This window comes from Rhodococcus opacus, from assembly GCF_012396235.1.
Taxonomy (GTDB): domain Bacteria; phylum Actinomycetota; class Actinomycetes; order Mycobacteriales; family Mycobacteriaceae; genus Rhodococcus_F; species Rhodococcus_F opacus.
Window position 1 is genome coordinate 14,108 of sequence record NZ_JAAXPA010000003.1, and the last position, 22,891, is coordinate 36,998.

Below are 22,891 nucleotides of genomic sequence, written 5' to 3' on the forward strand. Positions count from 1 at the left end.
GATGCAGTGGTGTACGACGATGCAGTGGTTTACGACTGGGAGAGCTGGGCGGCCATCAGCGGGATGAGCGCCTGCAGGCCTTTCACGGGACGGACCATCACCTTGAACGACGTGATCTGGTCGCGGTCGTTCCAGTGGAAGAGGTCGATGCCGTTGACGTGGATGCCGTCGAGTTCGGTGGCGAATTCCAGGACCGCCGAACGGTCGCCGTACCACTCCTCGACGTAATGGAAACCGTTGCCGTCGAACACGGTCAGGGCGGCGCCGAGATACGCCAGGACCTTCGCCTTCCCTTCCTGCGGAGTGAACACCGCGGGGGAGGAGAACACGGCGTCGTCGGCGATCAGGGCGTCGAGGGCGGCGAGGGCGGCGAGGTCGCGATGTTCGACGACGTGGTGCCAGCGGTCGACGACGCCGGGGCGGGCAGGCAGTGCGGCGGTCATCCGCGGAACGCCGGGGTCGGAAGGTCTTCGCCGAACACGTCCGGCAGGTCGTCGCGGACGCTGTCGGGGAACACGGCGGGCCGCTTCTCGAGGAACGCGGAGATGCCTTCGCGCGCGTCCGGCCCGATGCCGCGGATGTTGATCCCGCGTGTCTCGACGCGGTGCGCGATCATCGGGTGCTCGGCGCCGAGTGCCCGCCACATCATCTGGCGCGACAGCGCCACCGACACCGGGGCGGAGTGCTCGGTCAGGCTCCGGGCCAGAGCGTACGCCGCGTCGAGCAGGGATTCACGCGGATACAGCTTGTACACGAGGCCGGCGTCGAAGGCCTCCGTGGCGGGGAACACCCGGCCGGAGTACACCCAGTCGAGGGCCGTCTGCAGGGGGACGAGGCGCGGCAGGAACCAGGTCGAGCAGGATTCGGGGACGATGCCGCGGCGGTTGAAGACGAATCCGATGCGGGCGTCGTCGGCGGCGAGGCGGAAGTCGGCGGCGAGGGTCATCGTGATGCCCACTCCCACGGCCGGTCCGTTGATCGCGGCGATGATCGGCTTGCGGGATTCGAACATCCGGAGCACCACGCGGCCGCCACCGTCGCGGCGGGCGTCGGCGTCCTCGTCCTCGTCCTGCCAGTGATCGAACGTGGCGGCACCGGCCGACAGGTCTGCGCCCGCGCAGAACGCTCGTCCGGCTCCGGTGAGCACGATCGCCCGGACGGAGTCGTCCGCGTCGAGCTGGTCGTAGGCGGCGATCAGTTCGTTCTCCATGGTGGTGGTGAACGCGTTGAGCTGGTCGGGCCGGTTCAGGGTGATCGTCGCGATACCGTCCGCGACGGCGAGTCCGATGTGATCCACCGCACCAGCATGACATTGTTACCGAACGATCGCTAGAGCGGGTTCTGTGACGGGACCCACTACCCTGGAGTGGTCGTGTGACGATCGGAGCGGGGACGGAGACCGAGGAATGTGCGCTGCAAGGGTGGCAGCCGTGAGCACGGGTACCGGGCGGCAGGTGATCCTCGACTCCGCGGTGGCCAACATGAACGAACGCGGCTATCACGGCACGTCGATGCGGGACATCGCCCGCGGCGCCGACATCACCGTCGCCTCGATCTACCACCACTTCGCGTCGAAGCAGGAGATCCTGCAGGACATCATGGTGCGCGCGCTACACGACGCCATCGCCATGACGCGCGGTGCGCTGCTGCGCTCGGGTGGCGCCCCCGCCGACCAGTTGCAGGCGCTGATGCGGGCGTGGGTCATGTTCCACACCACCCGCCAGCTGGACGCGATGGTCGGCGCCACCGAGATACGCAGCCTCGACGACGCCGGCCGCCGGCTCGTCGTGGCCCTCCGCGACGAACAGGAACACCTCTTCCGCGACGTCGTCGAGCGCGGTGTCGAGGAGGGCGACTTCGCGACCGAATTCCCGCGGGACGCCGTCCGCGGCATCATCAACATGGGCCAGTCGGTGTGCACGTGGTGGCGCGCCGACGGTCCGCTGAAGCCCGAGGAACTCGCCGAGCGCTACGCCGACCTCGCCCTCGCGATGGTGAAACCGACCGTCTGATCGCCGTGGCCGCGACCCGGGCAGAATCGGGGTGACGGGTTGGCGCGGAAACGGAGCGTGAGATGAAGTTCGCCAGACGGCTCGACGCTCTCCAGCAGAGGTACCCGGCGATGGGCTTCCCGATCGCCGTCACGTACAAATTTCTCGACGACCAGGGCGTGTACCTCGCGGCGTTGATCGCCTACTACGGGTTCATCTCGCTGTTTCCCCTCCTGCTTCTGCTGTCGACGGTGCTCGGGTTCGTGCTGTCGGGACACCCCGAACTGCAGCAGGACATCATCGACTCGGCACTGAGCCAGTTCCCGGTCATCGGCGCCGACCTGGCCGACCCGCACCGGATCGGCGGCGGGGTGACGGGTCTGGTGATCGGACTCGTCGGTGCCCTCTACGGCGGACTCGGGGTCGCGCTGGCCAGCCAGAACGCGATGAACACGGCGTGGTCGGTGCCCCGCCACATGCGGCCCGACCCGATCCGAGGCCGGTTGCGGGGTCTGCTGTTGCTCGGCACGATCGGTCTCGCCGTCCTCGGCACCGCCGCGGTGGCGGCGGTCGGCGCCGCGACGCACCTGTCCGGATCGTTCACCGTGCTTCTCATGCTCGCCGCGATCACGATCAACTCCGCGATCTTCATCCTCGCCTTCCGGCTCGCCACTGCCCGGCCGCTGTCCGTCGCCGACGTCGCGCCCGGCGCAGTCGCGGCAGCCGTGGTGTGGCAGGTGCTCCAATCGTTCGGTGCCTATTACGTGAGCAAGGTGGTGAGCACGGCGTCCGTGACGAACGGGGTGTTCGCCGTCGTGCTGGGGTTGCTGGCGTTCCTGTTCCTGGCCGCCGCGGCGATCGTGGTGTGTGTGGAGATCAACGTCGTCCGCGTCGACAGGCTGCACCCGCGGGCGTTGCTCGGGCCGTTCACGGACAAGGCCGACCTCGTGGAGGGTGACAGACGGACGTTCACCGACCAGGCGAAGGCGCAGCGCGCGGTACCGCACGAGGGCATCCACGTCACGTTCGACGAAGTTTCTGCGAAGATGGACAGGCCTGGACCGCCGTCGAAGGAGGAACCATGACCGACCCGATCTTCGACAAGTCGGAACAGTTGAAGCAGGTCCAGCAGGGCATCCTCCCCGGAGAGTCGATCATCGCCGTGTACGACTGCATCGGCGCGGGCACCGGCTTCCTCGGGATCACGAACCTCCGCGTCGTGATCCAGGACAAGAGCTTCGTCGGCAAGCGCACCGCGATCACGTCCATCCCGTACAAGAACATCCGCTCGGTCTCGTTCCTCAGCAACAAGTCGTGGGCCGGCCAGTTCTTCTCCTCCAGCAGCATCGCCCTCGACGTCGCCGACACCACGTACGAGGCCGACTTCCGCGGCATGGACAAGGCCCACCACGTGCACACGGTGATCCTCGAACACATCACGTGACGTAGGTCGCTCTGCTCCGGTGCGTCGCGCCAGGTCACGGCGACGCACCCACACGCTGCGCCGGTGAGTGGAATCACGCCTGCGCGGATTATCAATTCGCTTGCGGCCTCGCCCATACTGGTACGAGCCGGTGTGCCACCATCTCGGCCCGGTTCATCCTCAGGCGAGTCCATTGGACGTGCTCGCCGATCCTACGATCAGCCCGACGGGAGTCTCGCTGCCATGACGCCGCCTGCAGTTCACCTCACCGAACCTGCGGTCACCGCTCGTCCGTCTCTGCGTCCGCGGATTCCGTCGCCGAGTCGGCGGGGCGCGATGCTGGCGCTTGCCCTCGGCGGGTTCGGTATCGGCACAACGGAATTCGCGTCCATGGGTCTGTTGCCCGCGATGGCTGCGGGGACCGGGGTGTCGGAGCCGGTTGCCGGGCACTTTGTCTCCGCGTACGCGCTCGGCGTCGTCGTCGGGGCGCCCACGATCGCGGCGCTGGCCGCCCGCGTCGAGCGGCGCACGCTGCTCATCGCGTTGATGGCCACGTTCGTCGTCGGCAATCTCGCGACCGCGCTCGCCCCCGGGTACGAGTCGCTGCTGGCGGCCCGGTTCCTCGCCGGACTGCCCCACGGTGCCTACTTCGGGGTCGCAGCGCTGGTTGCCGCGCACCTGGCGGAACCGGGCAAGCGTGCCAAGGCGGTTGCGACCGTGATGATGGGTCTGTCGGTGGCGAACGTGGTCGGGGTGCCTGCGACGGCGTTCTTCGGTCAGATGCTGGGCTGGCGGTCCGCGTTCGTGCTCGTGGTGATCATCGGAATCGTGACGCTGGTGGCGTTGGCGCGCCTCGTCCCGCCGCTGGCGGGGGTGCACGTGAGCAACCCGGTGGCCGAACTCGGGGCGCTGAGCCGGGTGCAGGTGTGGATGACGCTGATCTTCGCGACGGTCGGGTTCGGCGGCTCGTTCGCGGTGTACACGTACATCAGTTCGACGCTCACCGACGTGTCCGGGTTGCCGCACGCGATGGTTCCGGTGGCGTTGATGCTGTTCGGTTCGGGAATGATCCTCGGCAACGTCGTGGGTGGCCGCATCGCCGACAACGCGGTGGTGCCCGGGCTGTTCGGGTGCATGATCGCCCTGATCTGCGTTCTCGCGCTGTTCATCGTCGCCGCCCACAACCCGGTGACGGCGCTGATCGTGCTGTTCTTCATCGGGATGGCGGTGACGGCGATCTTCCCGGCCGTCCAGTCGCGGCTGATGGACGCGGCGGGTGACGCGAAGACGCTCGCGTCGACGCTGATCCACGGCGCGTTCAACCTCGCCAACGCGGGTGGTGCGTGGATCGGTGGTGTCGTGATCGCGGCCGGATACGGCTACACCGCCCCGGCAGCCGTCGGCGCCCTCCTCGGCGTCGCCGGACTGATCGTCCTCACGATCGCGGTCCTCCTCGACCGCCGGCGCCGGGACGAACCGGCCGCCGGCGGCTGACGGTTCAGGCGGGAAGGGCTCGGGCGGGAACCTGGACTGAGTAGCGCTCTCGTAGCGTGCCCTTGACGAGTTTCCCGGTGGGGGTGCGGGGGAGGTCGTCGCTGAAGACGACGTTCCGCGGGACCTTGAACCGGGCGAGCCGGCCCCGCACGTGGTCGAGGAGTTCGCCGGCCAGCGCGTCGTCCCCGGTCACACCCGGAACGGTCTGGACCACGGCCAGCACCGATTCACCCATCGCCTCGTCGGGGATCCCGATCACCGCGACGTCGAGGACGGCGGGGTGTTCGGTGAGGGTGTTCTCGATCTCCTGCGGATAGATGTTGACGCCGCCGGAGATGATCATGAACGACTTCCGGTCGGTGAGGAACAGATACCCGTCCTCGTCGAGGTAGCCGACGTCGCCGGTGGTGGTCCACGTCGGGTGTTGCGGGTGCTGGGCGTCGCGGGTCTTCGCGGGGGAGCTCGCGCTGTTGTCCCACAACTGCTGGCAGTACCCGGTGCTGAACTTCGCGACCGCCCGGCTCGGTGTGGTCCTCGTGCCGGTCAACTTCATGCTGACCGGCGGGGAGATCGGATACATCCTCGACGACTGCGCAGCCGACGCGTTCGTCGTCGAGGACGCCCTGGTGCCGGTTGACGAGAAGGCCCTCGCGGAATCGAAGGGAAGCGTCCGGGTGCGGGCGACGATCCCGCTCGGCGATGCGGCCACACCGGACGGCTGGCGTCGCGCCTCCCTCGCCGTCGCCGGAGCGATCGGGCTCCTCTGCCTCGTCGCGATCGTCCGGAAATACTCGACGCCCGACGTCCAGCAGGCGACCGCCCGCCGGTCCACCGTGGCGGTGTGAGGTGACGTGAGTGGCAAAGTGTGCTGACGCACGCTTTGCCACTCACCTGGGGTCAGCGGGACAGTCGGCGCTGCCTCGCGTTGGCGGCGCCGACGAGCGCGCGCAGTGCCTGCGGTGCCCGCTTCGCGGTGCGCAGGATGGCCTGGTCGATCATGCCCAGCTTCGGCGCGAGTCGCGGAACGGTCCGGGGCGCGTGGTCCGCGTCGGTGAGGGAGTAGAGGGGCCAGCGGTCGGGAACGCCCTTGAGGTCGTGTTCCCCGGCGTCGGCGAACCGCAGTCCCGAACCCACCACGAGATCGCGCACGGTACGGGACACCAGCACTTCGCCGGCGCGGGCCGTCGCTCCGATGCGCGCGCCGATGTGGACGGTCATCCCGCTGACGTCGGGACCGTTGCGCTCGACCTGCCCCGCGTGGACGCCGGCCCGCACCTCGAGCCCGAGTTCGGTGGCGCCGTCGACGACCGCCCGCGCGCACCGGACCGCGGACGCGGGACCGTCGAAGATGCTGAAGGTGCCGTCGCCGGCGACATTGAGGAGCCGCCCGCCCGCCTTCTCGACGTCGTCGCGGACCTGCCACTCGTGCGCGGCCCGGAGGTCGCGGTAGGCGGCGTCGCCGATCCGCGCAAGCACCTCGGTGGACCCGACGACGTCCGTGAACAGTACGGAGGCCAGGTACCGGCCGGTGTCGGATGCCGGGTGCCCACCGGTGGCCAACTGCTCGACATGGTCGATGATCGGCTTCCACGCCTCCCCGAGCGACGCGCCGGGCGGCGACGGCGGCAACAGGTGGAAACTGCCGGCCGGGATGCGGTCCGCGACGTACTTCGAGGCGGCCACCGGCACCGGACTGCCGGGGACCAGCAGTGCCCGCGCCGGGCATTGGATGGACGGCAACGTGTCGGAGTAGTCGAGCCGGAAGATCCACTCGAGATGGGCCTGTGCGACCGCAGGTGTCGCGGAACTGCGCTCGAGCATCGCCATCAGCCGACGGTTGAACGCCGAGTCCTCCTGGGGATCCCACAGGGGAACCGTGCTGCCCGACCCCCAGTTCCGGGCGGCCCCTCGCCACTCGTCGACGAATTTGTCGCGTTCGGCGCCGGTCCAGTCGGAGGGGTCGTGGTCACCGCCCAGGAGGCGTTCCGCGAACGGCTGGATCAGGACGACGCCGGTGACCCGTTCCGGTGAGCGGGCGGCGACGAGTGCGACGGCACCGCTCCCGCTGGCAACCCCGACCAGCACGGCCTGCCGCATCCCGACCTCGTCCATGATCGCGACGATGTCGTCGGCCTGCTGCTCGAGTGTGGGCAGGTGCTCGACCGGGTCGGACAGCCCCAGTCCCCGCTGCTGGAAGTACACCGTGCGGGCGAACGTGCTGCCCCGTTCCATCAGGTAGTGGATCTGCGGGTCCGTCCACATGAGGTCGAGGTGCATGTTGATCTCGAACAGCCACACCACGTCGCGTTCACCCGCGCCCACTACCTGGTACGCCAGCGCATGCCCGTCCCGCTGCACGTAACGGACGGCAGGTGGGTCCATTTCCCCAGCGTAAACGCATGTGAGTGGCAAAGTGTGCGTCCGCGCACATTGCCACTCACCTGGGGAGGGTGCCCAGCTCGCGGGCCCGGGCGATTGCGGAGGTCCGGGACTTGACGCCGAGTTTGCCGAAGATGTGGACGAGATGGGACTTCACGGTGGTCTCGGAGAGAAAGAGTTCCTTGCCGATCTCCCGATTGGACCGCCCGGCAGCCACCAACGTCAGCACCTGGATCTCCCGTGGGCTGAGGCTGGTGGCAGGTCGGCGTACGCGGGTCATCAGTTTCGACGCCACGGCCGGGGAGAGGACGCTGTCGCCGGCCGACGCCGCGCGGACGGCGGCGAGGAGTTCGGGCGGGGGAGTGTCCTTCAGGAGATATCCGGCGGCGCCGGCCGCGACCGCGTCGAGGATGTCGGCGTCCGTGTCGTAGTTGGTGACGACCAGCACGTGCGGTGGGTTCGGCAGGGACCGCAGGTTCCGGGTGGCGTCCACACCCGAGGTGCCGGCGCCGAACCGGAGGTCCATGAGCACCAGGTCGACCGGAGTCGTCGCGCACAACGCCACGGCGGCGTCGGCGGTGGCAGCCTCACCGACCACCTCGATGTCGTCCTCGTGCTCGAGGAGGGCGCGCAGGCCCGCGCGAACGATCGCATGGTCGTCGGCGAGCAGCAGTCGGATCATATGCCGACCTCGAGCGGGAACGACACCGCGACCGCGGTCAGTCCGGGTTCCGACTCCACCGACATCGACCCGTCGAGCAGCTCGACGCGTCGCCGAATCGAATTCAGCCCGAACGCTTTCGACGGTGCACGGTCGAGGAGTTCGACATCGAAGCCGACGCCGTCGTCGACCACGTCCAACCGGACCGCGTCCTCGTAGTAGGTGAGCGTGATCGCCATCCGGGATGCGTGTGCGTGCCGGACCACGTTCGACACCGCACCCTGCGCGATCCGCACCAACGCCGCCTCGACGGGCATCGGCAACCGCACCGGCTCCCCCTCGACCACGGCAATGGTGTCGAAGGTGTCGCTCCTCGCCTGCGTGCAGATCCGCGCGAGCGCCTCCGCGAGTGACTGCCCGTCGAGGACGGCGGGTGTGAGATCGCCGATGAGCTGACGGGTTTCGGCGAGGCTGTCGGCGGCCGTCTCCCGCGCCAACCGGATGCGGTCCCGGGCGGGGTGGTCGGGGGCGGCACGTTCGACGGCGTGGAGCAGCATCTGAATGCTCGACAGATCCTGCGCGACGGTGTCGTGGATCTCGCGTGCGAGCCGCTCACGTTCGGCCAGGGAGCCGGCGGCACGTTCCTGCTCGGCGAGTTCGGCTCGGGTTCGGGTCAATTCGTCGATGAGGCGATCGCGTTCGACGGCCTCCCGGTACAACGCCCGGTAGCCGAGGCCGATCGCCACCGCGACGCACGCGCCGATCACCGGGCCGACGACACCCGCGACACTCCAGCCGCGGTGCATTCCGGTACCCACGACGGCCACGACGGTCGCGGCTGCGACCGCCAGGACTCCCCAGCGTCGCGGCAGCAGATGCAGGTACAGAAAGAACAGCCCGAACGCGAGATAGGCGGCGTCGGGGGCGAGGACCATCAGCGCCACCCACAGAGCCGTCAGCGCGGCGAGCCACCACGCCCCGCGCAGACGACGCGTCGCTCCCGCCGCGTACACCGCGAGAAACGCCACCGACAGCACCACGATCGCCGGTGCCTGTGGTGCGTCCGGAAGGACGGCGCGCAGGATCACGACTGCAGTGAGCGCCGCGATCAGCGCATGCAGTCCCAGTTGGAGACCCGCGAACACGGGCGTGAGAGGGGAACGGTGCACCCCGCCCAGCTTATCGACGCGAGCGCACCCGGCATCCATCGAAAGTCGGAACGCGCACCCGACCTTCGACCACCGAGAATTCCACCCCACGTGCGATGGAACCGTCTCGTGCCCGGGGCACGGTGAGTTCGGAGGCCGTGAGCGCCGCCCCGGCCCGCATCGACTGCGGCGTCGGTCGTGATCTGGAGAGGACCACCTGTGTTCGTCGCATCGAGAGACCTGCGTGCCGCGCGTGGTCGATTCGCGCTGATATCCGTCGTCGTGGTGCTGATCGCGCTGCTCGTCACGTTTCTCAGCGGTCTCACGGCCGGACTGCGTCACCAGAACGTGTCCGTCGTGGAACGCATCGACGCCGAGTCGGTGGTCTTCGCCGCCTCCGACGACGGTCCGTCGTTCGACGAGTCCGTGCTGACGTCCGAGCAGGTGGCCGTGTGGCGGCGGAGCGCCGAGTCGGTGCAGCCGATCGGCGTCGGACGAGGCTCGGCGTCGGCAGTAGGAGGTGCGGCGAAGGGGGTGGCACTGGTCGGCGCGGACGGCGGTGTGGGCGACCGTGCACCGTCCGCGCCGGGAACCGTGATCCTCGGGGCCGGCGCGGCGCGATCCCTCGGCGTCGGCGCCGGCGACCGTCTCACCGTCGGCGACGTCACGTTCGCCGTGACCGCGGTCCGCGGCGACGACTGGTACGGCCACAGCCCGGCCGTGTGGATGACGCTCGCCGACTGGCAGCACGCGAACCCACGCGGGGGTGCGGCGACGGTGCTCGCGGTGTCCGGCGGGGACGACGCCACGAACGCCGTCGCGGGGACGACCTCACGAAGTGTGGCCGACTCCTTCTCCGCCATCGGCTCCTATACCTCCGAGAACGGGTCGCTGACGTTGATGACGGTGATGCTGTTCGCGATCTCCGCACTGGTGATCGGCGCGTTCTTCACGGTCTGGACCCTGCAGCGCACCCCCGATGTCGCGACGTTGAAGGCCCTCGGCGCGTCCACCGGGTCGCTCGTGCGGGACGCGCTCGGGCAGGCGCTCGTCGTCCTGCTCGCCGGTGTGGGTGTCGGTGCCGGGACGGCGGCGGTGGCCGGGTCGATGATCGGCGACGCCGTGCCGTTCGTGCTCGACATCGCCACCACTGTCCTGCCCGCCACCGCCCTCGTCGGGCTGGGCCTCCTCGGCGCCGCGTTCGCGCTCCGCTTCCTGTTCACCACCGACCCCCTCACCGCCCTCGGGAGCACACGATGACCACCCCCGCCCTCACCCTCGCCGCCGTCACCCTCACCTACCCCGACGGCGCGGGACGCGTCACCGCCCTCGACTCGGTGTCGCTGACCCTCGGCCGGGGTGAGATCGCCGCGATCACCGGTCCGTCCGGTTCCGGAAAGTCGACGCTCCTCGCGGTGGCGTCGACGCTGATCCGGCCCGACTCGGGCTCCGTCCGGCTGGGCACCACCGAACTCACCGCGCTGAGCCGGCGGGAGGCGTCCACGCTGCGGCGCGACCGGATCGGCATCGTGTTCCAGCAGCCCAATCTGGTGTCGTCGTTGACGGCCCTCGAACAATTGGAGGTGATGGCGCATCTCGGGCAGCGGATGTTCGTGCCGCGGCGGGCCGGGCGCGCGAAGGCTCGCGACCTGCTCGACGCCGTCGGCCTCGCAGATCACGCCGGGAAGAGGCCCGCGCAGTTGTCGGGTGGGCAGCGGCAGCGGGTCAACCTGGCCCGGGCGCTGATGAACGATCCGTCGCTGCTGGTCGTCGACGAGCCGACCAGCGCGCTCGATCAGGAACGGGGCGCCGCGATCATGGATCTGATCCTCGGTGTCGTGCGAGAACGCGAGGTCGCGACGCTGCTCGTGACACACGACCGCACGCATCTGTGCAGAATGGATGCAGTCCACCGCGTAGTCGACGGCTCTCTCACCCGTGAGCACTTGTTAACCGCGGAAGGTTAATAAGTACGCACAGGTGTGAATAACATGTTTCTTCCAAAGTCAAGGGTTGACGTTTCTCATGTGCGTGAGATTACATCTTAGTGGTAAGCCTTTGAGGGCTTAAGTAAATGCCTCGACCCAACCCTGAGGATGCTCATGACGACGGTATCGCCCGCCATGGCTGCCACAGCTGAGATGATCAGCGCCCGACTCGAACGCCTGCCGATGAGCAGGTGGCACATCAAGGCCCGCGTCATCGTCGGCGCCGTCACGTTCTTCGACGGCTTCGACCAGCTGATGATCGCGTACTCTCTCCCCGTTCTCATCCCCAAGTGGGGCCTGACCCCCGGTGACATCGCCTGGGTGATCGCCATCGGCGGCATCGGCATGCTCGTCGGCGCCCTCGCCGGCGGCTGGTTCGCCGACCGCGTCGGCCGGCTCAACGTCATCATTTTCTCGCTCGCGCTCTACGCCGTGATGAGCCTCGGCATGGCGTTCACCGACAGCCTGATGCTCTTCCTCGTCTTCCGATTCGTGCAGGGTATCGGCCTCGGCGCCGAGGTCCCGGTCGCGGCGAGCTACATCGGCGAGATCACCAAAGCCCACAAGCGCGGACGATTCGTGCTGCTCTACGAGGTGATCTTCCCGATCGGCCTCGTGATGTCCGCGATCGTGTCGGCGTGGGTGGTCCCGAACTTCGGCTACAAGATCCTGTTCGCGCTCGGCGCGCTGCCCGTCGTGCTCCTTCCGTTGCTGTGGAAGCTGCCCGAGTCGCCGCGCTGGCTCGCGTCCCGGGGCCGCTTCGAAGACGCGCACAATGCCATGACCCGCATCGAGAACGAGATCACCGAGAAGTACGGCAAGACGCTGCCGGCTCCGCAGCCGCTGCCCGCCGTCGCCGTCGACAACCGCCGCGGAACGTTCGCGGAGGCCTTCCGGGGCATCTACCTGCGTAGAACCCTCATGCTCGCGGCGATCTGGGGGTGCGCCTACTTCGTCAACTACGGCATCGCGTCGTGGCTGCCGACGCTGTACCGATCCGCATTCGACGTCAGCGTCGACACCGCCCTGCACTACAGCATCGTCACCAGCGTCGCCGGCCTGATCGGCTGCATCCTCGTCGCGTTCCTCATCGACAACCTCGGACGCCGCATCTGCATCACCGCGTCGATGGTCCTGTGCTCGTCGCTGCTGTTCCTGCTCGCCGCCTCCGGCGCCGACACCGCGACGAAGGTCCTGTTCTGGTCGGCCGGATCCGCGCTGTTCGTCTTCGCCGTCAACATGGCGCTCTACGTCTACACCGCGGAGCTGTACCCGACCCGGATGCGAGCCATCGGCTGCGCGATCGGCGGAGCGAGCGGACGCCTGGGCATCATCGTCGGCCCCCTCGCCGTCGGCGCCATCCTCGACGGGGGCGGCACACTCACCGTCGTCTTCGGAATGTTCGCCGCGGTCGCCATGATCGGTGCCCTCGTGGTCGGCTTCTTCGCCGTCGAAACCCGCGAAAAGACCCTCGAGGAGATCTCCCAGTGACCATCCTCGACACCGCGCCACAGACACTGCCGTTCGTCCCGGTCGCCGACCGGATCCTCGTCGCCGGGCAGTGGCGGCAGGCGAACGGCCCCGCGTTCGCGGTCACGGACCCGTCGAACGGCGAAACCCTGCAGGTGATCCACCAGGCCACCGCCGGCGACGCGGACGAGGCGGTCCGGAAGGGCCGCGCCGCCGCCGACGACCCGGCGTGGCGCGCGCTGCTTCCGCACCAGCGGGCGAAGTACCTGCATCGCATCGCCGACGCCATCGAGGCGAACACGTCGCGGCTCGCGCTGCTGCAGAGCTACAACACCGGCAAGACGGTGGCCGAGACCACGGCACTCGTCGGCAGCGCGGCGGGCACGTTCCGCTACTTCGCTGCCGTCCTCGAAACCGCGGACGACGACCTCACCACCCCGCGCGGCAACTTCCTCACGATGAGCGTTCTCGAGCCCATCGGCGTGGTCGGCGCCATCGCACCGTGGAACTCGCCGGTGGCCAGCGACGCGCAGAAGATCGCCCCCGCCCTGGCGGCAGGCAACGCCGTCGTCCTCAAGCCCGCCGAGTGGACGCCGCTGGTGTCGCTGGAACTGGCACGACTCATCGACCAGACCGGATTGCCGAAGGGGCTGCTGTCGGTGCTGCCGGGCAAGGGCTCGGTGGTCGGCGACGCCATCGTCACCCACCCCGGCGTCGGGAAGGTGACGTTCACCGGCGGCACCAACACCGGACGGTCCATCGCCCACGCGGCGGCCGACAAGCTGATGCCCGTGTCGCTCGAACTCGGCGGCAAGTCGCCGACGATCGTGCTGGACGACGCCGACCTCGACGCCGCCGTGAACGGCGTGATGTACGGGATCTTCTCGTCCACCGGGCAGAGCTGCATCGCCGGATCCCGGTTGTTCGTCGACCGCCGCATCTACGACGAATTCCGCGAGAAGCTGGTGGCCAAGACGCAGCGACTGCGACTCGGGCCCGGCCGCGACCCCGACACCCAGGTCGGGCCGATGGTCCACCGCAAGCACCGCGACAGCGTCGCCGCATACGTCGACCTCGCTCGCGAAGAGGGCGGACGAGTGCTGTGCGGCGGGGCGATCCCCGACGACGAACGGCTCCGCGACGGCGCGTACTACCTGCCGACGATCATCGACGGGCTCCCCAACAATTCGCGCACCTGCCAGGAGGAGATCTTCGGACCCGTCCTCGTGGTCCTGCCGTTCGACGGCGACGCGGATCTGGTTGCACAGGCCAATGATTCGGTGTTCGGTCTGGCGTCGGGAATCTGGACGGGCGACTACCGCCGCGCCTGGAAACTCGCCCGCCGACTCCAGGCCGGCACCGTGTGGATCAACACCTACAAGCAGTTCAGCATCTCGACGCCGTTCGGTGGCGTCAAGGAGAGCGGACTCGGGGTGGAGAAGGGGCGCAGCGGTATCGCCGCCTACTCGCGGCAGAAGAGCATCTACTGGGGCCTCGACGAGGAACCCAATCCGTGGGCTGACTGAGCGACCCGCTCGTGGGCTGACTGAAGCTTGCTCGCCGAATGTCACACGGGTTCCGTCTGACTGAACCGCTGTCACATCGGCCCACGGGGAAGTTGAAGTAGTAGGTCGTCCGGAAAGAAATTCCCGTCAGCTCTGTACGACCTATTACTTTAGCGCTAAGATATTGAGACCTAAGCAACTGGAGGCATGCGATGAACCAACCCATAGCCCGGCTGCGGTGCCTGCGCTCCGTCGAACTGCGCACACAGGCCAGCATCGAATCCACCGACTTCTACTCGGAGGTGTGGGGACTGCGCGTGGTCGAGCAGGGTACGGACGGTGCCTGGCTGCGGGGAACCGGTGAGCACCACCACGCGCTGCAACTCACCCAGGCCGAGCGGAACGGCCTCGGCCGCATCACGTTCGCCGTCGCCACGCCGGCCGAGGTCGACGAAGCCGCCCGCCGACTCGAACTCCGCGGCGTCCCGATCGTCAGCGGCCCAGGACCGGTCGACGATCTCGGCGGCGGCTACGGCGTCAGCCTGGTCGACCCCGAGGGCCGCGTCGTCGAACTGCTCGCCGACGCGCTGGCGGTCCCGAAGCTCGGCCGCGAGGACGCCGTCCCGGTGGGCGTCACGCACGTCGTCCTCAACACCGTCGACATCGACGCCGCGGTGACGTTCTACTGCGACGTCCTGGGCATGCGGGTCTCCGACTGGTCCGAGCACCAGATGGCGTTCCTGCGCTGCAACACCGACCATCACAGCATCGCGTTCAACCAGGCCGAGTGGACGTCGGTGAATCACGTCGCCTACGAGATGCCCACCGTCGACCACTTCATGCGCGGCATCGGCCGGCTGCGTCACCACGGCACCGTGCCGCTGTGGGGTCCGGGCAAGCACGGCCCCGGCGACAACACGTTCTCCTACTTCGCCGACCCGGCAGGGCTGGTGTGCGAGTACACGTCCGGCATCGCACAGGTCGACGAGGACCGGTGGCTGTGCAAGGTCTGGCGCCGGGTTCCCGAACTCTCCGACCTGTGGGGCACCGCGGGCCCGCCGTCCAAGCAGGTCCGCGACCACATGGCCGGCATCCCCGACCCCGGAGCGTTCGAGCGGTTCGACCTCGGGCGGGCGTCGTGACGCACGTCGTCGAATCCGGTTCCGGCCCCGCGCTGCTTATGCTGCACGGGATCGGTGGCAGCGCAGACAGTTTCGTTCCACAGTTCGACGAACTGTCTTCGTCGCTGCGACTGCTGGCCTGGGACGCTCCCGGCTACGGCCGCAGCGAAGACCCGGGTCGTCCGTTCGACCTCGACGACTACGCCGACGCCGCTGCCGACGTGATCCGCGACCGTTGCGGTGACGCGGGAGCGCACGTCCTGGGAATGTCGTGGGGCGGCGTGATCGCCACCCGGCTGGCGCTGCGCCACCCCGGGCTCGTGCGGAGTCTGCTGCTCGGCAGTTCCACCGTCGGCTCGGGCGCGGACGGCGACGCCGCCGGCCGGATGCGCGCCCGGGCCGCGACGCTCGAGCAGGAAGGCGCGGAAGCCTTTGCTGCCGAACGGGCCCCGCGGCTGCTGTCCGGGACCGCCGGTGACGAACTGACCGCGAAGGCCACGGCGATCATGGCGTCGTCGATCCGGCTGCCCGGCTACGGGTACGCCGCCGAGTCGATGGCGGCCACCGATCACACGGCCGATCTGCCGAAGATCGACATCCCCACACTCGTCCTCGGCGGAGACGAGGACAGAGTGACCGGGGTTCCGGCGAGTCAGGTTCTCGCAGGCGTAATTCCGGGTGCCGTGTTCGTCACCATCCGGGGTGCCGGACACCTCGCGAACCAGGAGCGGCCGGAGGCCTTCAACGCCTGGGTCGAATCCTTCATCCACATCACCGAACGCCTACGCAACCACCTCTAGAGAAGGAGCACGACATGACACTCGAATACGGCACCGCCGATCTGAAGGAATTCACCGACTCGCTGATCCTCACCCGTGGCTCCCGCCACGAGGACTGGGACACCCTGGGCTTCCAGGCCAAGGCCGGCGACCAGTTCAAGCGCGCGCAGATCCGCTACGTCGGCTCCGGCGCGACGGGTAACCACGAGAACGACAACCGCACCATCGTCTCGCGCGGATTCACGTTCTCCAACATGCTGCTTCCCCCCGGCGCCGAGGGCCCGGAGCACACCCACCACGACGCCGAGGAAGCCTTCTTCGTCCTCGAGGGCGAGGTGGAGGTCGGTGTTCACCGCGACGGCCAGGTCGAGAAGCGCACCCTCGGTTACCGCGACATGATCGTCGTCCCGGCCGGAGTTCCGCGCAGCCTGAAGAACAACGGCGACAAGGACGCTCTGTTCTGCGTCATCATCGGCGCGCAGAAGCCGCAGATCCCGACGTACCCCGAGACGTCGGCCATGCACGGCGTGACGCGGGACTGACCATGAGTCTCGACGGCCGCAGCATTCTCGTCACCGGGGCGGGGCGGGGTCTCGGCCTCGCCCTGGCCCGCCGGCTCGGCGAGGACGGCGCCACCCTGTGGCTTGCCGACATCCGCGAGGACTGGGGCGAGGACGCGGCGGCAAGCCTGCGCGCCGACGGCGTCAAGGCGCAGTTCGTCCGGGTCGATCTCCGCGACGCGGAGTCCGTCGACGCGATGGCGGCCACCGTCACCGCCGGCGGCCCGTTGTACGGCCTCGTCAACAACGCGGCCCTCGCGGACGGCGTGGGCGGCAAACCGATTCACGAACTCGACATCGACGAGTGGGACCGGGTGCTGGGCGTCAACCTGCGCGGCACGTTCCTCGTGAGCAGGGCGATCATTCCCTCCATCATCGGGAACGGAGGCGGACGAGTCGTCACCATCGGCTCCGACGCCGCCCTGTACGGTTCGCCGCGTCTCGCGCACTACATCGCCTCCAAGGGTGGGGTGGCCGCGCTGACCCGCGCCATGTCCCGCGACCTCGGCCCGCACGGCATCACCGTCAACACCGTCTCGCCCGGTCTGACCGAAAGCGAATCGGCGCAGAAGGTTCCGGAGCATCGGCACGAGCTGTACCGCCTCAACCGCGCGCTCGAGCGGCCACAGCAGCCGTCGGATCTCGTCGGCGCCGTCGCGTTCCTGATGGGGCCCGAGGCGTCGTACATCACCGGCCAGCAACTCGTCGTCAACGGCGGATTCGTCCTGCACTAGAGAAGGGGACCACGTCGTGGACCTGCAACTGAAAGACCGCACCCACCTGGTGACCGGCGGAAGCTCGGGAGTCGGGCTCGCCACCGTCGCGATGCTGCTCGAGGAGGGCGCCAACGTCGTCACCTGCGCGCGCGACCGCGACCGGCTCGACTCCGTCATCGCACCGCTGCCCGGCAGCGACCGCGTCCTCACCGCGTCCTGCGACGTCCGGGACCCGGCCGCGGTCGCCGCGTTGGTCGACGCCGGTGTCGCCCGATTCGGCGGCCTCGACGGTCTGGTCAACAACGCAGGCAAGTCCCGCATGGTCCCGCGCGGCGAGGCGACCCTCGACGACTGGCGCGACGAACTCGACCTCAAGTTCTCCAGCGTCCTCAACACCGTCGAGGCAGCCCTGCCACTGTTGCGCAAGTCCGGCGCCGCGTCCATCGTCAACATCTCGGCGGTGCTCGCACGTCAGCCCGAGCCGCGGTTGGTCACCACCAGCGCCGCCCGGGCCGGGCTGCTGAACCTCAGCAAGTCGCTGTCGCTCGAACTCGCCGCCGACGGCATCCGCGTCAACTCGGTGTCGCTCGGACTGGTCGACACCGGCCAGTGGCGGCGCCGTTACGAGGAATCCGGCACCGACGCCACATTCGCCGAATGGGAGGCGGAGATCGCCCAGGACCGCGGCATCGGCCTCGGCCGGTTCGGCCGCGCCGACGAGGTGGCCACCATGATCGTGACCCTGCTGTCCCCCCGCTCGTCCTACGTGACGGGCACCAGCCTCGACGTCTGCGGAGGCGTCGCGCGCTATGTCTGAGAGGAACACCATGTCTGTGGGTAATGGGGGCGACCTGCTCGTCCAGGTGCTGCGCGAGGCCGGTGTCGACACCGTCTTCGGCATCGTGAGCGTCCACAACCAGCCCCTGGTGCAGGCGGTCAGCACGCACCTGCGGTTCGTGCCGGTCCGGCACGAGGCCACCGCGGTCAGCGCGGCGGACGGGTACGCCCGGGCCACCGGCGGTCTCGGTTGCGCTCTCACGAGCACCGGCACCGGTGCCGGCAACGCGGCCGGCTCGCTGATCGAATCGCTCAGTGCCGGAACGTCGGTGCTGCACGTGACGGGCAACGTCGAGAGCCGGTACCTCGGCTCGGGTCGCGGATTCATCCACGAGACCAAGGATCAGCTGGGGATGCTGACGGCGACGTCGAAGCATGCCGCCACCATCCTCGACACCGACAGCGCCGGAAAGGTGTTGCGGGAAGGCGTCGCCGCCGCGCTCGCCGCGCCCGGCGGACCGTCGAGCATCGAATGGCCGATCGACCTCCAGTACGCGGAGCACGTCATCGACGTCGTCGAGCCGGTGGCGGAGTCGCCGCGCACGCCGGACGTCGACGAGCTGGCCGTCGCCTTCGCCCTGCTGCAGTCGGCGAAACGCCCGGTGATCTGGGCGGGCGGCGGTGTCGCCACGGCCGGTGCCGAGCTGACCGAACTGGTGCAGCAATGGGGAGTCCCGTTGCTCACCAGCAACTCCGGGCGCGGCGCCGTGCCCGAGGACCACCCGCTGTGCATCGGCAACTACGGCAACACCCCCGCGGGGCGCGAGCTCCTCCGGGACGCCGACCTGCTGCTGTCGCTGGGCACCCATTTCCGGTCCAACGAGACCGGCGACTACTCCATGCCCGTCCCCGCCGTGCACGTGCAGGTGGACATCGATGCGGCCGCGGTCGGACGCGTCTACCCGGCGCAGGCCGGGGTCACCGCCGACATCGCGACGTTCCTCCGGCAGCTGTCGGGCCTGGCGCCCGTCGACGCCGCCTGGACCGAACGTGCCCGCGCCACCCGCGAACTCGTCCGCAGCAAGCAGCGCGCCGGACTCGGCGATCACGCCGTGCTGTGCGACGCCGTGCGTGCCGCGTTCCCGCAGGATTCCGTGATCGCCCGCGACGTCACCATCGCGTCGAGTTCCTGGGGCAACCGGCTGCTGCCGATGTTCGACCCCAAGTCCAACGTCTTCCCCCGCGGCGGCGGCATCGGGCAGGGCCTGGGCATGGCCATCGGTTCCGCACTGGCCGACGAGACGCGTCCCACCCTGGCCCTCGTCGGCGACGGCGGCCTGGCCGTCCACTTCGGCGAGATCCTGACCATGGCGCAGGAGAAGCCGTGGCTGGTGCTGCTCGTGTTCAACGACGGCGGCTACGGTGTGCTGCGCAACATGCAGAAGGGCGGCGGCGAAGACACCTACGCCGTCGACCTCGTCACCCCCGACTTCCCGTTGCTGGCGCAGTCCATCGGTGTGCCGTACCTGCGGATCGGTGGCGCCGCCGAGGCCCACGAGGTGCTCGCCGACGCCGTGTCGCGGCAGGCGCCGGTGATCGTCGAGGTCGATCTCGCCGCCTACGGCGACATGCCGGCACCGTTCACGCCGCCCGTCACGGTCCCCGGAAAGGCTGCACAGTGACCACGGTCGCCGTCTGCGGTGGCGGCATCGGCGGACTCGCCACGGCGATCGCCCTCCGCAAGTTCGGTCTCGACGTCACGGTCTACGAGCAGACGAGGCAGTTCGCCCGCGTCGGCGCCGACATCAACCTCACCCCCAACGCGGTCCGGGCTCTCGACGGACTCGGCATCGGTCCGGCGATCCGCGAATCAGCCGCCCGGCCGCAGTTCCGGATCAGCCGCACGTGGGACACGGGAGCCGAAACGTCCCGGCTGCCGATGGGGGACAGCGCGGAACAGCAGTACGGCGCACCGCAGTTGACCATGCACCGGGGCGACCTCATGACCGCGCTCGAGAACCGGCTGCCGTCGGGTGTCGTCGAAATGGGTCGCCGGGTCGGCGGCGTCGCCGACGGCCGCATCGAGTTCACCGACGGCAGTTCGGTTTCCGCCGACGTGATCGTCGGCGCCGACGGCATTCACTCCGCGGTCCGGACCGCTCTCCTCGGGCGGGAACAGCCGACGTTCACCGGGGTCGTGGCGTTCCGCGCCGTCGTCCCCACCGAACGCGTCGGTGACCTGCCGAACCTCGACTGCTTCACCAAGTGGTGGGGGCCGAATCCGTCGACGCAGATCGTGACGTTCCCCCTCAACCAGGGCAAGGACATCTTCGTCTTCGCCACCTGCGGCCAGGAGGAGTGGACCGAGGAATCGTGGACCACACCCGGTTCCGTCACCGAACTGCGTGAGCTGTACCGTGACTTCCACCCCGAGGCGCGAGCCCTTCTCGACGCCTGCGACGACGTCCTGAAATCGGCTCTCTACGTTCGTGACCCGCTGGCATCGTGGACCGACGGGCGCGCCGTGCTCCTCGGCGACGCGGCACATCCGATGATGCCGTTCATGGCGCAGGGAGCCGGCATGGCCATCGAAGACGCCGTCGTCCTGTCCCGCTGCCTGAGCCTGTTCGACGACCCCGCGGTCGCGCTGCAGGCTTACCAGGAGACGCGACTGCAGCGGACCTCGCGCATCCAGCGCGGCTCCCGGTCCAACGAGTGGCTGAAGGTCGCAGGAAACGGCGACTGGGTCTACGAATACGACGCCTGGCACGTGCCGCTGGAGTTGGCCGCGGCCCGAACGGACGCGTGAATGGAACCTGTCGGCCGACGTCCGCTGTCGAGGCGGCGGGCGCTGGCCCTGCTGGGTTCCGCCGCCACTGCCGTCGCCGCGACGAGCTGCGCGTCCCACACCTCGGACGCGCAGCCGAGTGGTGTGACGCCACCGGACGCCTACGAGTTGTCCGGTGACGTCGACGGCTACGCAACCACGCTGATCCTGCTCGGCACGGCGGCCGGACCCATCGCCGTGCCGGGGCGGAGCGGCACGTCCAGTGTGCTCGTCGTCGGCGACAGACCGTATCTGATCGACGCGGGTCCGTGGTCGAGCCGAAAGCTGATCCAGGCCGGTATCGCCGCGGATTCGCTCGGTGGCGTCTTCGTCACGCACATGCACAGCGATCACATCGCCGATCTGTTCAACGTCTTCTGGCTGCCGGGCGGGACACCGTCGTACACATTCCGCAACGTGGTGCCGGTGTACGGCCCGGGGTCGGCGGGCAGACTGTCGGCACCGCGTGGCGGCCAGAGTATTCCGATCCAGAGTCCGGCGTCGCCGGCACCCGGACTCACCGATCTGTTCGCGGGCGTACTCGACGCATTCGCCTACGACATCAACATTCGCAACGTCGAAAAGGGCGCCCACTCCGATTACGGGCAGCGGCTGTCGCTGCACGATGTACTGCCACCGGAGTCGGCGGGTGCGTCCGCCGACAACACGGCGCCGGAGATGGAGCCGTTCCCGGTGTTCGAAGACGACCGGGTCCGGGTCACCGCGACACTGGTTCCGCACGGCCCGGTCTACCCCTCGCTGGCCTACCGGTTCGACACGGAGGACGGTGCGGTCACGTTCTCCGGCGACACCGCGAAGTCGCCGAACGTGGTTCGACTCGCCCGGGGATCCGACATCCTCGTCCACGAGGTGATCGACGTCGACTTCTACGCTCAGACTTCGGGTTCCGCACTGGTCGAGCACATGATCCAGGCGCACACCACCGCGCAGGACGTCGGGCGCGTCGCCACCGATGCGGATGTCCGTCAGGTGGTGCTCTCCCACATCGGGCCGGGCGACCCCCGGCAGATCACCGACGACCAGTGGGAACGAGGCGTGAAGTCCACGTTCGCCGGCACCGTGACCGTCGGGCACGACCTCGTCCGGATCGGCGTCGGGCAACGCCGGTAGCGCCATCGCGTACCCGCAGGATCTTGCGCGCCGCCGCTGTCCCGAGAAGGCTTGTCCTCACGACACCGTGACGTGATCGGAGCCAGGGATGGACACCACGATTACCGAGATCGCTCCCGACATCTACCGGCTGTCCACGTATCTGGACGAGCCCAACCTGATCATGAACCAGTTCCTCGTCGACGGTGAGGAACCGCTGCTGTTCCACACCGGTCAGCGTGCGCTGTTCCCGTCCGTGTCCGCGGCGGTCGGCCGGCTGATTCCTCTCGACAGGCTGCGGTGGATCACGTTCGGGCACGTGGAGGCCGACGAGTGCGGTGCGATGAACTCGTGGCTGGCGGCCGCGCCGAACGCCGAGGTCGCGCACGGGGCGATGGGTTGCTTCGTGCAGGTCAACGACCTCGCCGATCGCATGCCGCGTCCCCTGCAGTACGGCGACGTGATGGAGACGGGCACCAGGCGGGTCCGTCACCTCGACACTCCGCATGTTCCGCACGGGTGGGATGCCGGGCTGGTTTTCGAGGAGACGACGCAGACGCTGTTCTGCGGTGACCTGTTCACCGCATTCGGGCATCATCCGCCTGCCACGGAGGAGGAGATCGTCGGCCCGGCCATCGCGGCCGAGGACATGGGGAACGCGACGTGCCTGTCACCGGCGCTCGGGCCCACGATCCGGGGACTCGCCGATCTGGAACCCCTGCTGCTGGCGCCGATGCATGCGCCGGTGTTCACCGGTGACTGCGTGCAGAGTCTGCACGACCTCGCACAGGCGTACGAGGAGCGGCTCGCGGCCGAGACCGTGCGGTACCGCGAAGCGGAGTAGCTCGACCTGTGTTCGACAGATTTCCCCTGAACTGTGGCGCACGATACATCTTAGTGCTAAATTATTGAGCACTAAGGAACTACGCCTTCGGTTGAGCC

Annotated in this window: 23 protein-coding genes and 1 pseudogene; 18 read left to right on the forward strand and 6 right to left on the reverse strand. The window is 68.8% G+C overall.

Annotated features, from left to right (window positions below; translation table 11 throughout):
• Positions 1-29: 29 nt before the first annotated feature.
• On the reverse strand, positions 30-443 hold the full coding sequence (locus HGB39_RS04080) for a nuclear transport factor 2 family protein (protein WP_005573571.1): 414 nt from the start codon (positions 441-443) through the stop codon (positions 30-32).
• Positions 440-1,297, reverse strand: a complete 858-nt coding sequence (locus HGB39_RS04085) for a crotonase/enoyl-CoA hydratase family protein (RefSeq protein WP_005573570.1) — start codon at positions 1,295-1,297, stop codon at positions 440-442. The genes HGB39_RS04080 and HGB39_RS04085 overlap by 4 nt, the downstream gene beginning before the upstream one ends.
• A 109-nt stretch (positions 1,298-1,406) precedes the next feature.
• Between HGB39_RS04085 and HGB39_RS04090 the strand changes: the two genes are divergently transcribed.
• From HGB39_RS04090 to HGB39_RS04105, 4 genes are all read left to right on the forward strand, one after another.
• Entirely contained in the window at positions 1,407-2,012 is a 606-nt protein-coding gene (locus HGB39_RS04090; RefSeq protein ID WP_043793504.1) for a TetR/AcrR family transcriptional regulator, read from the forward strand.
• A 62-nt stretch (positions 2,013-2,074) separates the two neighbouring features.
• Positions 2,075-3,076, forward strand: a complete 1,002-nt coding sequence (locus tag HGB39_RS04095; protein ID WP_005573568.1) for a YihY/virulence factor BrkB family protein — start codon at positions 2,075-2,077, stop codon at positions 3,074-3,076.
• Entirely contained in the window at positions 3,073-3,435 is a 363-nt protein-coding gene (locus tag HGB39_RS04100) for a PH domain-containing protein (RefSeq protein WP_005254778.1), read from the forward strand. Before HGB39_RS04095 ends, HGB39_RS04100 begins: the two co-directional genes overlap by 4 nt.
• A 222-nt stretch (positions 3,436-3,657) precedes the next feature.
• Entirely contained in the window at positions 3,658-4,908 is a 1,251-nt protein-coding gene (locus HGB39_RS04105) for an MFS transporter (RefSeq protein WP_081276607.1), read from the forward strand.
• A gap of 4 nt (positions 4,909-4,912) precedes the next feature.
• Here the strand turns inward: HGB39_RS04105 and HGB39_RS04110 are convergent.
• A pseudogene (locus tag HGB39_RS04110) lies at positions 4,913-5,371 on the reverse strand (AMP-binding enzyme); the annotation flags it as partial.
• A 7-nt stretch (positions 5,372-5,378) separates the two neighbouring features.
• Here HGB39_RS04110 and HGB39_RS04115 point away from each other — a divergent pair.
• A complete protein-coding gene (locus HGB39_RS04115) occupies positions 5,379-5,753 on the forward strand; it encodes an AMP-binding protein (protein ID WP_247607358.1) in 375 nt (124 codons plus the stop codon).
• Between the two features lie 52 nt (positions 5,754-5,805).
• Here HGB39_RS04115 and HGB39_RS04120 read toward each other — a convergent pair whose 3' ends face one another.
• From HGB39_RS04120 to HGB39_RS04130, 3 genes are read right to left on the reverse strand one after another with little or no spacing between them, the layout of a single operon-like run.
• On the reverse strand, positions 5,806-7,290 hold the full coding sequence (locus tag HGB39_RS04120) for an adenylate/guanylate cyclase domain-containing protein (RefSeq protein ID WP_043793502.1): 1,485 nt from the start codon (positions 7,288-7,290) through the stop codon (positions 5,806-5,808).
• A gap of 55 nt (positions 7,291-7,345) precedes the next feature.
• A complete protein-coding gene (locus HGB39_RS04125; RefSeq protein WP_005254770.1) occupies positions 7,346-7,969 on the reverse strand; it encodes a response regulator in 624 nt (207 codons plus the stop codon).
• Positions 7,966-9,117, reverse strand: coding sequence for a sensor histidine kinase (locus tag HGB39_RS04130; protein ID WP_005573563.1), 1,152 nt, complete (start codon positions 9,115-9,117; stop codon positions 7,966-7,968). The genes HGB39_RS04125 and HGB39_RS04130 overlap by 4 nt, the downstream gene beginning before the upstream one ends.
• Before the next feature lie 198 nt (positions 9,118-9,315).
• Between HGB39_RS04130 and HGB39_RS04135 the strand changes: the two genes are divergently transcribed.
• The 13 genes from HGB39_RS04135 (at position 9,316) to HGB39_RS04195 (ending at position 22,793) form a co-directional block, all read left to right on the forward strand.
• The gene (locus tag HGB39_RS04135; RefSeq protein WP_005254768.1) at positions 9,316-10,356 is read left to right on the forward strand and encodes an ABC transporter permease; all 1,041 of its coding nucleotides are present in this window, start codon (positions 9,316-9,318) and stop codon (positions 10,354-10,356) included.
• Positions 10,353-11,063: an ABC transporter ATP-binding protein gene (locus tag HGB39_RS04140; protein ID WP_005254767.1), complete on the forward strand. Its 711-nt coding sequence runs from the start codon at positions 10,353-10,355 to the stop codon at positions 11,061-11,063. Before HGB39_RS04135 ends, HGB39_RS04140 begins: the two co-directional genes overlap by 4 nt.
• Positions 11,064-11,192: 129 nt before the next feature.
• Positions 11,193-12,575, forward strand: coding sequence for an MFS transporter (locus HGB39_RS04145; RefSeq protein ID WP_005573562.1), 1,383 nt, complete (start codon positions 11,193-11,195; stop codon positions 12,573-12,575).
• Positions 12,572-14,080, forward strand: a complete 1,509-nt coding sequence (locus HGB39_RS04150; protein WP_005573561.1) for an aldehyde dehydrogenase — start codon at positions 12,572-12,574, stop codon at positions 14,078-14,080. Before HGB39_RS04145 ends, HGB39_RS04150 begins: the two co-directional genes overlap by 4 nt.
• Positions 14,081-14,271: 191 nt before the next feature.
• Positions 14,272-15,201 carry a VOC family protein gene (locus HGB39_RS04155; protein WP_005254764.1) on the forward strand — a complete coding sequence of 310 codons (930 nt, stop codon included), beginning with the start codon at positions 14,272-14,274 and terminating at the stop codon, positions 15,199-15,201.
• Positions 15,198-15,980: an alpha/beta fold hydrolase gene (locus tag HGB39_RS04160; protein ID WP_005573560.1), complete on the forward strand. Its 783-nt coding sequence runs from the start codon at positions 15,198-15,200 to the stop codon at positions 15,978-15,980. The genes HGB39_RS04155 and HGB39_RS04160 overlap by 4 nt, the downstream gene beginning before the upstream one ends.
• A gap of 14 nt (positions 15,981-15,994) precedes the next feature.
• Positions 15,995-16,501, forward strand: coding sequence for a cupin domain-containing protein (locus HGB39_RS04165; RefSeq protein ID WP_005248926.1), 507 nt, complete (start codon positions 15,995-15,997; stop codon positions 16,499-16,501).
• A gap of 2 nt (positions 16,502-16,503) precedes the next feature.
• On the forward strand, positions 16,504-17,253 hold the full coding sequence (locus HGB39_RS04170) for a 3-oxoacyl-ACP reductase family protein (RefSeq protein ID WP_005573557.1): 750 nt from the start codon (positions 16,504-16,506) through the stop codon (positions 17,251-17,253).
• A gap of 16 nt (positions 17,254-17,269) precedes the next feature.
• Positions 17,270-18,052, forward strand: a complete 783-nt coding sequence (locus HGB39_RS04175; protein WP_005573556.1) for an SDR family oxidoreductase — start codon at positions 17,270-17,272, stop codon at positions 18,050-18,052.
• Positions 18,045-19,694, forward strand: a complete 1,650-nt coding sequence (locus tag HGB39_RS04180) for a thiamine pyrophosphate-binding protein (RefSeq protein ID WP_081276606.1) — start codon at positions 18,045-18,047, stop codon at positions 19,692-19,694. Before HGB39_RS04175 ends, HGB39_RS04180 begins: the two co-directional genes overlap by 8 nt.
• On the forward strand, positions 19,691-20,821 hold the full coding sequence (locus HGB39_RS04185; protein WP_005573554.1) for an FAD-dependent monooxygenase: 1,131 nt from the start codon (positions 19,691-19,693) through the stop codon (positions 20,819-20,821). The genes HGB39_RS04180 and HGB39_RS04185 overlap by 4 nt, the downstream gene beginning before the upstream one ends.
• Entirely contained in the window at positions 20,822-21,970 is a 1,149-nt protein-coding gene (locus HGB39_RS04190) for an MBL fold metallo-hydrolase (protein ID WP_005573553.1), read from the forward strand.
• Positions 21,971-22,058: 88 nt separating this feature from the next.
• Complete coding sequence (locus tag HGB39_RS04195; protein WP_005254757.1) at positions 22,059-22,793, forward strand: MBL fold metallo-hydrolase; 735 nt, start codon at positions 22,059-22,061, stop codon at positions 22,791-22,793.
• The last annotated feature ends 98 nt before the right edge of the window (positions 22,794-22,891 follow it).